The sequence below is a fragment of the Bacteroides sp. UBA939 genome (genome assembly GCF_002293435.1).
Classification (GTDB): domain Bacteria; phylum Bacteroidota; class Bacteroidia; order Bacteroidales; family Bacteroidaceae; genus Bacteroides.
Map to the genome: position 1 here is coordinate 1 of NZ_DBDF01000106.1, position 12,725 is coordinate 12,725.

9 protein-coding genes are annotated in these 12,725 nt (G+C 48.5%); all 9 read right to left on the bottom strand.

Annotated elements, in window-relative coordinates:
• Nucleotides 1–326: 326 nt before the first annotated feature.
• The 9 genes from B2Z67_RS07255 to B2Z67_RS07295 all read right to left on the bottom strand — a co-directional run bounded on the left by B2Z67_RS07255 (nt 327) and on the right by B2Z67_RS07295 (nt 12,654).
• Nucleotides 327–2,948, bottom strand: a complete 2,622-nt coding sequence (locus B2Z67_RS07255; protein ID WP_291529153.1) for an ATP-binding protein — start codon at nt 2,946–2,948, stop codon at nt 327–329.
• 142 nt (nt 2,949–3,090) lie between these two features.
• On the bottom strand, nt 3,091–4,407 hold the full coding sequence (locus tag B2Z67_RS07260) for an ABC transporter permease (RefSeq protein ID WP_291529154.1): 1,317 nt from the start codon (nt 4,405–4,407) through the stop codon (nt 3,091–3,093).
• Nucleotides 4,408–4,444: 37 nt separating this feature from the next.
• Entirely contained in the window at nt 4,445–5,683 is a 1,239-nt protein-coding gene (locus B2Z67_RS07265) for an ABC transporter permease (protein WP_291529155.1), read from the bottom strand.
• 21 nt (nt 5,684–5,704) lie between these two features.
• A complete protein-coding gene (locus tag B2Z67_RS07270; RefSeq protein ID WP_291529156.1) occupies nt 5,705–6,946 on the bottom strand; it encodes an ABC transporter permease in 1,242 nt (413 codons plus the stop codon).
• 28 nt (nt 6,947–6,974) lie between these two features.
• Nucleotides 6,975–8,267, bottom strand: coding sequence for an ABC transporter permease (locus B2Z67_RS07275; protein WP_291529157.1), 1,293 nt, complete (start codon nt 8,265–8,267; stop codon nt 6,975–6,977).
• 53 nt (nt 8,268–8,320) lie between these two features.
• Complete coding sequence (locus B2Z67_RS07280; protein ID WP_291529158.1) at nt 8,321–8,953, bottom strand: GIN domain-containing protein; 633 nt, start codon at nt 8,951–8,953, stop codon at nt 8,321–8,323.
• Between the two features lie 145 nt (nt 8,954–9,098).
• On the bottom strand, nt 9,099–9,764 hold the full coding sequence (locus B2Z67_RS07285; RefSeq protein ID WP_291529159.1) for an ABC transporter ATP-binding protein: 666 nt from the start codon (nt 9,762–9,764) through the stop codon (nt 9,099–9,101).
• Nucleotides 9,765–10,045: 281 nt separating this feature from the next.
• Nucleotides 10,046–11,338 (bottom strand): ABC transporter permease, encoded by a 1,293-nt coding sequence (locus B2Z67_RS07290; protein ID WP_291529160.1) that lies wholly within the window; start codon nt 11,336–11,338, stop codon nt 10,046–10,048.
• An 8-nt stretch (nt 11,339–11,346) separates the two neighbouring features.
• Nucleotides 11,347–12,654: an ABC transporter permease gene (locus B2Z67_RS07295; RefSeq protein ID WP_291529161.1), complete on the bottom strand. Its 1,308-nt coding sequence runs from the start codon at nt 12,652–12,654 to the stop codon at nt 11,347–11,349.
• Nucleotides 12,655–12,725 lie beyond the last annotated feature (71 nt).

The following is a 12,725-nucleotide window of genomic DNA, read 5'->3' on the forward strand; positions in this document are numbered from 1 at the left end:
TTACGAAGTACTTACACTATGAACAATGTAGGCTAAATATATCCACCATTAGTTACAGAAACGGTACCCCATATGGCAGAACATAATGGCTCTATTACAGAACTTATCTCAGCCCTATTTCAAAGTTCATCTCCAGCTTAGAGANNTGTATATCTCCAGCCTGGAGATGCATGTCTCCAAGTTGGAGATGTATATCTCCAGGCTGGAGGTGAACTTTTCTCAAAGGCACAGGTATTCTTATCACTAAGGAGAAAAACATTTCAAAGCCGGGAAGGAACTTTGTTATCATTAGCTGTTGTCACAAGGAGTGTTCCCTATAGGATGGTTCAATGATGGGGATGATTGTCCGGTATGCACACAGTGAAACGAGTACCTTTACCTAATTCGGAAGTAATTCCTATCGTTCCGCCAAAACGTTCTACAATGGTCTGGCAGATACTCAATCCCAGGCCGACACCTTGCGTAAAACTATCTACTTTATAGAAACGTTCGAATATACGTTGCTGGTCTTCTTCCGAAATACCACGGCCTGTATCCTCCACAAAGATAACTGTATGGCCGGCGGTTTCCGTCATATACCCAAAAGTGATAGAGCCATCGGATGTGAACTTCTTGGCATTGTTGATAAAGTTATTCATCACTTGTTTCAGACGAACAGAGTCTGTGATTATTGACTTATCAACCTGTTCAGGGATTTGCATCACCAGTTTCACTCCCGCAGGCATATTCAATTGTTGGGAATCATATATCTGCTGCATAATAAAGTTCAAATTGTATTCGGAGAAATGGAAATCCATAGAACCGGACTCAATACGCGATAAATCAAGAATATCATTAATCAATGCCAGCAACAGGGTGCAATTCGTATTGATAGTATCTACAAATTGCTTCACTTCTTCAGGGCTGAATGCTTCGATGCCCTTCAACAAATCGGAGAAACCGACAATAGCGTTTAGCGGCGTACGGATTTCGTGGCTCATATTAGCAAGGAAAGCAGACTTGAGCATATCGGCTTGCAGGGCACGGTCGCGGGCGTTTATCAATTCTTCTTCCGTATCCTTATATCGCTGAATACTCTGGCAAATGCCCAATACCATATAGGGTGCATCAGGGGTCAGTCCGTTATAAGAAGTGCCGCGAAACTCCCACCATTCATACTTACCTTCTTTTTTACGTATACGGCAACTCATACGGACATCCGGTTTCTGACCTTTAAGGATGGCATTAAAGCGTTCAATAACCCGCACCAGATCTTCCGGATGGATAAGAAGTTCCAACTGCTTCCGCCCCATGGTTTGATTGTCCGATAGTCCGAGATCAGTAAGCAAAGTACCGGAGAAGTGAAAGTCAGATGTACGTATGTCATATTGCCAGGAATATACCGAACTTGTATCCATCGCAAGGTTAAAGAAACGCTTATGCATTTCTTCTTCTGATATATTACGGCAATAGATGGCCATACCTGTCATCTTGCTCTTCGAATAGACAGGCACTACTTCGCCGGAAATCGGGAAATAGGTTCTTGCATGAACTTCCTGCATGAATGATTTCTCCGGAATAGGAACCGCACGGCGTTCATCTTTCACTTGCTTTAATAAAGATTGCAGTATGTTTTCTCCATCACAAAAGATATTAAAGACAAAATCCGCCATCTGACCTTCATAATACTTTGCCGTATGAACCTCAGGATCAAGTTCCAGCATAAGTATCAGGGCGCGATTCATAAAATGGATGCGGTAATCCGTATCATAAGTGATTAATCCGTCGCGAATGGAACAAAAGATATTATCAAACTCGTCACGCTGTTCCACCAGGCGGTTCTGTATCAACAAGCGGGTTTGAACATACATGCGTCGACGTGATTCACGACGGTTAAGACGGTAAAGCCAAATCACCAGACAGACCAATGCTCCTACGATAATAAAATAAAAGAGAATAAACCAGATGCGGTAACGGTCCATTAAGGATGTATTCAGGATAACACTGCCATTGCTTACTTTATCCTCACCTACTTTGAAGTATTCCAACTGTTTATGATCATAAAGCAGCTTGCCGGGGAGGTCGACAACACCTAACGTAGATGGCAAAATTCCTTTCAACACTTGCGCGGCACGCCGTCCGGCGGCATAAGTGCCTTCATAAGGTTCGGTATCATACACACCAAACACTCCGTTTGTCAAAGCCAGATTTTGTCCGGCATAAAACGGAGCTTTAGAGTTCTTTCCGATAAAAGAAAGGAAAGGAGTCCACTTTGGTGCAATGACAATACGGCTATAGGCATTGTATTCATAGCAAATAGACGAAATAATCGGATTAGAAGCCTGTACCTGTACATTCATTTTCTTCAATGTGTAGTCGGGATACTTTTGTTGGTAGTCATTCCAAATGCGTTCGAACTCGGTAACTCCCATACGGCCTAAAGCGCTACTGTCCGAAATACAGATAACTTCCGTACGGTGAGGAAATAGCTGGCGGGCATTCTCAAGCAAATACTGAAAATCAATCTTAGTAGTATAGCCGCAAACGTTAGGCAGACTTGACATAAACTTATCATCGGGATATTTGATACCGGAAACTACAACCGGCAATTTATAGGGCAAAGAGTCACCGCAATGCATCAGAGTATAGAATGCTTCGTCATTTGCCGTAATAATGAGGTCGGTATTCCGCTGGCGGGCACGCTCACAAACGCGGCGCATAATGACACATTCGGAGGAAAAAGCCCAGTAGTCTGCATCCAAATACTCGACAGTGACTTTCGCTTTTACATCTCCACGTGACAACCCGTCATGCACTCCTTTGAGCAATTCATTGTTCCAAGGAATACGTTGGTTGTATGATTGAATGAAAAGGACGTTATATGTACGTTCTGTGGCAGAAAAGCGTCCGGCAAATGCAATGCAGGAGAAAAGGTTAAGTAACATTACGAGAAATAAGTATCTCTTCATATCTTGTCTGAATAAATGTACCACATATTCCGGGCAAATATACACAATTATATGAAAAGCTGAATAGAAAGTGCCTTTTCTTTTTGCATGGTTGCAAAAGAAAAGGCACTAAATATAAAAAAGATGATTGCGGGTTATCATATTACTCGTCATGCAACGCCTCCGCCGGCTGTACCCGCATGGCCCGCGTAGCAGGAAACCAGACGCCGGTTATCACCATCAAACCCATGAGAAGAAAGGTGGATAATGAAACGAGGGTAAAGCGAAGGCCTGTAGCATCGGCCTGTTCGGTCATTGTAGCTTCTCCCAAAACCAGGTTTCCACAGATAATCAGAGCCGGGATGGTGGCCAGAACCAACAATAATAATCCTTCGCCCAGCAACTGGCCGCATATCTTCATGCGGCTGCTTCCCATCGCCATTCGTAAGGCAATCTCGCTACGGCGGTGGCGCGTACGGAACCAGAAAGTACCCATCAACCCTATAAAGACATTGAAACTGAAGAAAACCGCAATGAAACGTGCGCTACGTATATACGGGGTAATTCCTTCGGCTGCATCACGCTCCGCCTTCTGTTCGTCATAGCTGCGGATTTCAAACAGGTAGAACGGAGCAAGCTGTAACCGGGAAGTCATATCACGATAGAAGCGGGTAGCAAAGTCGTCAGTATCTGCTTCGGGACGTACGCGGATGGAAATAGAAGGAACTACTCTCTGCGTCCGGTAGAACCAAGAGGGAAGGGGCGTCAGAATAAACGGCTCGTAACGGGCATAATCATCCCTCTTCTGATGACTGCATACGGCAGCTACCCGGTAGCGAAGACTGCTGCCGGCATAATAATCAAAGAATTCCCGTCCCACCACTCTGCTATCTGCATGGAAAAGGCTGTCCGCCATATCCGATGTAATAACGGCAGGCAAAGGAGTGGCAGCAGGATTCCATTCTGCCGAAGCAAATGACAACGAGGAGCCGGAAGTGCTTTCAAATGCATTCATATCACCGGAAAACATCCCCGTACCTTCCTGTATCGGGATACGCATTACTTTAAAGTATTCGGGAGATACATAACGGATATTGGCGCTCATCACGTAAACACTATCTATGGTGTACCCCTGAAACATAACGCTTCGGGTATAAGCATCGGAACCAAACCAGACCCCTGCACTCTCTACACCCGGATACTGCTTGATGCGGCGAACTGCTTCTTCTATGGGATTAAACCAGAAACGTTTCAGGCTGTCCTCGGATGAACAGGGTATAAACTGATTGGGATTAGAAGAGAGACGGATTTTGTACACATGTTCCAGATTATAACCTTTGGACTGATTCTCGGCATAAGCAAAGCCATAGAGTATGTCGAGGCAATACCACAGCAACACGAATACGATTAGGAGTTCGGCAAAAAGCCAACCGTTTGCACGACGCTGGTTCCAGATTTGTGTCAGAATGGACTTTATCATATATATCAATTCTCTTTAGTTCTTGTTTACAGTTTATTTATTCTCCGTTGATGACTTCCGCTATAGGCCGGCAAGTAGCATTCCATGCCGGAATGAATACGGACAGCAGATTAAAGAGCAGGCACACACCCAGCACAGTAAGGAAGACTGCCGGACGCAGGAAAAGCCAGATGCTTACTTCAAAGTTACCCGACGCATAACCACCTGCCAACATCCAGTCCTTACCCAGCCACAACAGCAGGCATGACAACAGAAAACCCAGCAATGCACCGATGAATGCCAACAACAGATTCTCAAGAAGCAGTTGCCACATCAGGGTAGAACGGCTCGCACCATAGGCTTTACGCACTGCCAGTTCCGACAGACGACGAGACATTTGCGAAGAAATAAGTCCGCTGACATTGATTGCCGGTACAATGAGCAGGATAAGCCCCAATATAATGAAAGTGATAACAGGGTTCAGAAAGTCATTGCGAAAAAACTGGCGTTCGGTGTAAGTGCTCAGGTCAGGCAGTATTAATTCATATTCGGTAAGTGAGGCATTCAAGCGGTCGAGTGAGTTTTCTATCTGCAACTTCATCTCTGTGGGACTGACACCGGGTTTACACAATACCATAGCTTCAAAACCACCAAGCAAGCCCTCACTGCCCCAGGCGGATTCCTGAACATTATAAGGTGTCCATACCTCACCATAAGCAAACCTGAAAAGTGAACTGACATCTTCCGTAACCCCTACCACACGTTTGGGATAGAAGTTCACAAAAAAGCTTTTGCCCAATGCTTCTTCCGCCGAACCGAATGCTTCGCGTGCCAGACGTTCGGCAATAACGACGACATCGGCATAGGCATCAAATTCCTGTTGGTCGAAAGAACGCCCCGCTACGAAACGAATATCATACAGACGCCAGAAATTCAAATCGACACGACGCCTCTGACAACGCCTCCCTTTCTCGGGCGAAACGCCACAATATTCCATAGTAGTACTGCCCATATACGTGACTAATTCGACACCGGGCAAATCTCCGAATAAGCGACTGGCAGCCTGATAAGACATACCCGTATTTTTATTACTATGATTGGCCTTGCGGTAACTGTAACCGTAGGAAGAATAAACCATACGGTCACGGTGCAACTCAGGACGGATATTGGCAGTCTGTATGTCGTAGACCATATAAACCACCATGACAAAGGCTATACTCACCGCCGTCCCAATAATGGAGACGACGCTGAAGAAGGGATTTTGTCGCAGAAGCGCGAATGCTTGTCTGAATATCATAAGTATATAGTTTAAACAGTACTACTCGTCATGCAACGCCTCCGCCGGCTGCACCCGCATTGCCTTGCGCGCCGGAATACCGATACCGATAACAATCATCAGCGCCATCAACACGAAAGTAATGCCTGCGCAGAGCAACAGTCTGTCCCACTCCTGTGTTGTGCCGTTGCGCCACGAGTTCAGTTCCATGTGCGCCAGGTTCCAGTCAACGATGATTGCAAGAGGGGTGATGACTGCCAGCAGCAGCAACCCTTCACTAAGCAGGCGGCTGAAGATGGCACGGTCTGTTGCCCCATGCGCTTTGTGCAAGGCAATCTCCGAACGGCGCTGCTGCGTGCGGAACCAGAATGTGCCAAGCAAGCCGAGGAAGATGTTCAGCAGCAGGAAGCCCATGCCCATCACATAGTTGCGGATAACATTGGTCCATGCCTGCTGGTAGTTACGGCGTACATCGCGGAACGAACGAATCTCCGAAATAAAGACGTTGCCCACACGGAACTGGCTTTCGCTGTCTTTCTTCAATTGAGCGATGAAGTCGTTATCCATCCCTTCGCGGACACGGACACAAAGCTCCAAACCTACCTCGTACTGGGATAGCTTCTGCAGGAAGCAATATGAATTGAATGCCTGTTGATGGTCATGATAGCGTACATCCTGCAAGGCAGCCCCCAGTTGATACGTTTTGGTGGTATCACCGAAAAGCTGGAAGCGCTTGCCTTTGAACTCAGTCAGCTTACGGTTGTATTTACTGTAAAGGTTATCCGATGCCAGGAAGTCACCGTGCTCCAGCATCTCCGCCAGTTGTTCGGGGGTTTCGCCACGAGTGCCCTGATAGCGGAAGACGCGTACAAAGTCCGGGGTTACCCGCCGGCGGACAGTCCAACCGGGTGAGACGAGCGTATCATAACGTACATCCGGACCGACACTATTGCCTCCATTATAAGGATACGAGCTGTGCGAGAGGCTGACGGCTTCTATCTCCGGCCGGCGGCGAAGGCGTTCCATCAGTTCGGCAACGTCCGCATGCTTATCGTCTGCGGTTTTATCGGGCGTATAGTCAGGGCTTTTCGGGGTCAACTCGCCCGTTTCAATGAGGTAACAGTGCTCGATGTTGAAGCCTCTCGGCTCCAGGTAAGTGGCGGCGCAGGTATATAGGAAATCTACTACATACCACATCACTACGCTCACTACCAGCAGCTCTAACGCCAACCATAGGTTCGAGCGCCATTCATTCTTTATCTGTATAAGAAGTTTCTTAGTCATTTCTTTTAGTGTGATTAATGATGAGTGATTAATGCAGGCGTCCGCCCAATGCATTGACAATTCCTACTCGCGATGCGCGCCATGCGGGGATACCGGAACTCAGCAGGTTCAGTATGAAGCAGAACAGCAGCGCCCAGCCAAAGGTGGAGGCGTGCAGCAGAATACTGGCATCGACTGCCGGCGGACTTAGCGTCTGGGAGAACTCCTGTGCAAACAATAGCGTATTGCCCAGATAAGCGAACGCCACGCTAAGCAGCAGTCCCAGCACACCCGCCATCAGGGTCACTACAAGGTTCTCGGAGATGATTTGTCCCATCAACTCCATCCGGGTACTGCCGAATGCCCGGCGCACACCTATTTCGGACACACGCTGGCGAAGACGGCTCTGCGTCATGCTGCTCAGGTTGATGGCGGGCACTATCAGCAGGATGACGAAGATTATCATTCGCTGGCGGCGCTCCTGGTCTATATCCGGCTCCTGATTGGCGGAGAAGGCGATGGCGTTTTTCTCCTGGTCGTAGGGGCGGTTACGGTAGATTAACTCGTAGCCATCGGCGCCGATCAGTGCGTTGTACTCTTGCTTGCGCCGTTCGGCTTCCTGGCGAATGGCATCGAAGTCCTTGCGGTCGTGCGCCAGGATGGTGCAGCTCATCATACCCATGTGACCGTCACTCCATCCGGTATGTCCTATTTCGGTGGAGGTGTAGGGCACCCATACCTGTCCGTAGGCAGTTGTGGCGAGGGTGGAGACGTCTTTCACTACGCCGGCTACTTTGTAGGAGGCATGGTTCAGCAGGAACTCCCGTCCTTCGACGTCGGTGCTTTGGAAGAGTTTCCGGGCTACGCTCTCGGTGATAACGGCTACGGGCAGACTGGCGTCGAAGGTTGCCTTGTCGTAGGGTTTGCCGGCGATGAAAGAGAAGTCGAATACACGCCAGAAGACGTCGTCCGTCTGCAACAGGTCGATGCCCATGGCTGCCTGTCCCGGAAGGTTGACCGGGGTGGAGATTACCATACAGGTATAGATGGTTACGGCTTCGGGTGTTTTCAGTGACTGGAAACACTCGCGTGCTGTTTGTGCACTCATGGGGCCGTTGCTGGTTCCGTCGCCCCAGTTCTTATTGCCGATGCTCATGTAGTGCACGTGCAGAAGGCGGTCGCGGTTGCTTTCGGGAGCAAAGGGCGCTACTTTGACTTGCTGCATCATCACCACCAGCATGATGAGGAAGATGGAAAGTGCCGTACCGGCTATGCTGACAGCGCTGATTATAGGCTGTTGGCGTAGCTGCGCCCAGGCTTGGGTAATGTATTGCTTAATCATTTTGGTATTGAGTAAGATATTGCTTAATCATTTCAGTCTGTGGTCTGCGGGGTTCATTCTCCGACCTTGAGGTTGCGAGTGTTTACTCCGCCGATACCGTCTTTGGAGATGTTTGTCTGACGGGCTTTTCCACTCAGTTTAACACTGCCTACGCCTTCCATGCGGGCATCCAGGCGGTCGCAATTCACGTGGATATCGGCGCCGCCTACACCTTTCATCTGTACGACGAGGGTGTTGCAGGTCAGGTCTTCCACGTCTACTTCACCTACGCCTTCTATCTCGAACTTCACGTCATTCAGTTTCAGCGGTTCCTTGCAGTTGAATGAGCCTACGCCGGTGAAGTACACGCTCTTCAGGTCGGGGGCGGTGAGCCATATCTTCACACTTTTCTTGCGGTTTTTGTCACTGCCCTTCTTGAAGCCGATGATGAGGCAGTCGTTCGTTACTTCGGTGGTGGTGGTGGTTACGTAGTCTTCCTTGCCTTCTATCTTCAGGGAGTAGTTATCGCTCTGGGTGAAATAGACTGTGGCTACGGATGTCACTTTCACGGAGGAGAATGCTTCTACTTTGCGTACTTCACTCACATTTACGTCTTTCTCGTTGGCGGCTGTGTTATCGTTGGCTGCATAAACTGTGCCGGCTACTGCGGCGAATAATATACTCAGGGTTATAAATAAAGTCTTCATAATGATTTTGTTATTGATTTGATTACTAATTTGATTATTGAGGTTTCACAAGTTATTTATATTATTGATTATCAGTAGTATCTCTATTCTCCTCCTCCTGGGAGGAGAATAGAGATACTACTGATAATCAACAGAAAACAACTTGTTATTCTACTTGTCGTCCATCAAAGAACCGTACCGTGCGACTCGTCTGCCTGGCTTGCTCCTCATTGTGAGTCACCATCACGATGGTGCGTCCGTCTTCTTTGTTCAACCGGTGTAACAGTTCCATGACCTCGGCTCCCATCTTGGAGTCCAGGTTACCGGTAGGCTCATCGGCGAGGATTATCTCCGGATTGCCGATTATGGCACGGGCAACGGCTACGCGCTGGCACTGTCCGCCGGAGAGCTGCGTAGGCATGTGGCGCATACGGTGGCTCAGGCCGACTTTCGCCAGTACCTCTTCTGCCAGGCGGCGGCGTTCCTTGGCGGACACTTTGCGGTACAGCAGCGGAAGCTCTACATTGTCGAGCACATTCAGCGAGTTAATCAGGTGGAAGGACTGGAACACGAAGCCCAGCTTGCTGTTACGGAAGGCGGCCAGTTCTTTATCCTTCATTCCATCCGTGCGGATGCCGGCAATCTCGATAATACCACTCGTAGGAGCATCCAGGAGGCCTACGATGTTGAGCAATGTGGACTTTCCGCAACCGGAAGGTCCCATGATGCTGAGGAACTCGCCTTTGTTCACTTCGAGGTTCACGTTCTCCAATGCTACGGTTTCAATTTCGTTTGTACGATAAATCTTGTTTATCTCTGTCAGTTTAATCATAATGGTAAGTATTTATATTGTTATTAATTTGATTCTTCTTATTAGCTATTTTATTCTTCATACATAATTAGTCAAACGTCATGCCAAAATTGGTACACGCTCATTATCAGCTATTTAAGTTTGCAGGCATGTGTCCGATAATGAACATATTGTTCGTTTTCAATTGTCCATATATCTTTTGTAGTTTGTGCAGGTCGGCACAAGGGGCTTGTGCAGTACGCTACTGTGCAGAGTGTCTGCACAGGTCAGTGCAGGAGGTCTGCACAGTAGAGTACCCGCTCCTACTCATCCCGCAAAGCCTCCGTGGGCGGTATGCGACTTATCCTGCGTGCAGGAATATAGATGCCTATCAGCACCACCGCCAGCATAACCACGAGAACGATGAGAGACACGATGAGGAAATGCTGCGCGAAGTCCGCCACCCAGTACACCTCGGTGCTGTCTATCCAGTTGCTCCCTTTCGCCAATCCTTCTTTGAGGGCGTATTGCAGGTAGAGCGCGCAACCCACAAGTACAGATACGGTGGTCAGCACAACACCCTCGCCCATCAGCAAACGCAGGATGTGCCCCGGGGTGCCTCCGAAGGAAAGTATCACCCCTACCTCTTCGCGGCGCGTACGCGTCTGCAACCAGAAGGTGCCGATGACGCCCAAGCAGAGGTTTATCAGGAAGAACGCCGCCATCGCCAGGTTGCGCCGGTAGATGGATGTGGCGCCACGGGATTCACTCTCTTCTATTATCTGTTGGTAGGACTGCACGCTACGGGCAAAAAGATTGCCGGCACGCAGTTCCTTTACCATCCAAGGACGGAATTCATACAGGAAACGTTGCATACTGACACCATCTTTTAGACGAATAAGTATTTGCATATCCTCGGTGAGACCCTCCGTATCAAAGGAAACCAAAGGAGTAAACGCTACGCTAACGGGGCGCCATTCACTCCGGGTCTTAAAAGTTCCCACTACACCTATTACAGAAGAATAGACAGTATCGGGATATGCAGACCAACTGCGCTTACCGGCGGCATCTTTCGTATGAAAAAGACTAATCGCCGCATTCTCGGCCAGCACAACATCGGTTTGTGTATAGTTGTAGTCTGAAAGTTGCTCGGGCGTCATCCCCGTTCCGGGGCGGAAACCATACGTCTCAAAGAACCGGGTATGAGGTATAAAACGCATAATCATCAGTTGCACGCCAAGCGTATCGCCTTCAGCACTACATTGGCCGGAGCTGCTGCCTTGCGAGTTGGGATAACAATAACCTAACACAGGTGTAGTAGATTCCACTCCGGGATAATTCCCGGCAAGGCGCACCAGATTGAAATAGGTATCCATTATCACAGCAGAGTCTTCCGCTTGTTTATCATAACCGGGCGCTTGGGGCTGCAAACCGGCAAGCGAAACCAAGCAAAGGCGGTCGGCATCATATCCCAGAGGGATGGCGCGGTCGTGCGTCACCACAATAACCGGGTCAAGGATAATCCAGGTGACGATACTTACCAAAATCAGTTCTGCCAGCAACCAACCGTTGCGGCGGCGACGCGCCCAAAGATTCTTAAATATAAGTTTCAGCATAATCTTCCTTATCTTTTCTCATTCAATGAATACACTATAGGTTTTCTCAGTGAATGCCATGCCGGTATCAATGCTGATAACAGGTTCAGCAATATGCATATCAGCAAAGCCGAGGCAAATACCGCCGGAGCAAACAACATTTCGCCCGATACGTGAACAGCGACTCCTTCCGGAGGACTGTCAGGCCAACGGTCGAAGATGGTAAACACCCATTCGCGGCAAACGTAAAGCGCCAACCATGCAATGAGCAATCCCAACGCTCCGCCCAGCAACGTCAACAGCAGATTTTCCCACATCACCTGCGAAAGCAGTCCACCACGTCCGGCGCCAAACGACTTGCGTACTCCCATTTCGGGCAAACGGGTCTCCATCCGGCTTGCTATCATGCCGCTCAGGTTGAGGGCAGGCACCAGCAGCAGCACAAGAAGTATCAGCAGAATATAACGTGCCGTAACCCATACATCGACTTTATCACTGGCATACGCCTGGAAATTCTTAAGCAAATGCGGAGTTGGCTGTTCCCAAAAGCCAACCGTCCAATCATCAGGGTGAATCAGATTCTCTTTGCGGACTATCTCATCTATCTCGGCATGCAACGCATCTGCCTGCGCATTGTCCTCGACAAGGAAAGTGATCTCAAAACGCCCCAGATAAGCCAAATTCCACATTGAGTCACGATATCCCGGCGACACACTGTAAGGCACGTAGACCTGTGCGTAAGAATGGGGCGTCAGGTAACTGGCGCTACGCACTACGCCGCAAACACGGTAATCAATATAATTCAAGCTGAAACTGCGCCCCACCACTCCTTCCGTCGTACCAAACAGACGACGTGCCAGATCTTCCGTAATGACTGCCGTATGGATTCCACTTTCCAAGTCGGAGGGTGTGAACGCTTTCCCTTCCTGAAAATGAAAGGAGTAGATACGAAAGAATTCCGGGTCGGTCAGTTTCGCCACCACCTCAAAATCTCCGCTACGATCGGCAGGCTGAATGTAACTGTTTTCCGACATATCATCTCGCAAAGCGGCGGAAACAACAGAGGCGTTCTTTAACGGGTAGAACCATTCCTGCACTGCTCTATAAGAAACACCCGATTGATAAGAGCCTTTTCCCTTTTTAAATTGGGAAGCATCAAGATAAAGCGTGTGCTTGCGGTTCGTCTCCGGATAGACAGGGGCTATCTTTACATAGTAGACGATGGCCATAATCATGGTCATGGCAATGGCCAATCCGGTACCTACTACATACAGCGTACTGAACAGAGGATTCTGCTTCATCAGTTCGTAGGCTTGTTTCAAATAGTTCTTTACCATTTTGATATGTATTTACTCAAGTCATTTATATTGTTAATTATCAGTAGTATCTCTATTCTCCTCCTCCTGGG

Bases quoted from the DNA above. Each gene is read 5' to 3' on its own strand.
- B2Z67_RS07260 (WP_291529154.1), bottom strand. From the start codon at position 4,407: ATGATAAAGTCCATTCTGACACAAATCTGGAACCAGCGTCGTGCAAAC.
- B2Z67_RS07270 (WP_291529156.1), bottom strand. From the start codon at position 6,946: ATGACTAAGAAACTTCTTATACAGATAAAGAATGAATGGCGCTCGAAC.
- B2Z67_RS07255 (WP_291529153.1), bottom strand. From the start codon at position 2,948: ATGAAGAGATACTTATTTCTCGTAATGTTACTTAACCTTTTCTCCTGC.
- B2Z67_RS07285 (WP_291529159.1), bottom strand. From the start codon at position 9,764: ATGATTAAACTGACAGAGATAAACAAGATTTATCGTACAAACGAAATT.
- B2Z67_RS07265 (WP_291529155.1), bottom strand. From the start codon at position 5,683: ATGATATTCAGACAAGCATTCGCGCTTCTGCGACAAAATCCCTTCTTC.
- B2Z67_RS07295 (WP_291529161.1), bottom strand. From the start codon at position 12,654: ATGGTAAAGAACTATTTGAAACAAGCCTACGAACTGATGAAGCAGAAT.
- B2Z67_RS07290 (WP_291529160.1), bottom strand. From the start codon at position 11,338: ATGCTGAAACTTATATTTAAGAATCTTTGGGCGCGTCGCCGCCGCAAC.
- B2Z67_RS07275 (WP_291529157.1), bottom strand. From the start codon at position 8,267: ATGATTAAGCAATACATTACCCAAGCCTGGGCGCAGCTACGCCAACAG.
- B2Z67_RS07280 (WP_291529158.1), bottom strand. From the start codon at position 8,953: ATGAAGACTTTATTTATAACCCTGAGTATATTATTCGCCGCAGTAGCC.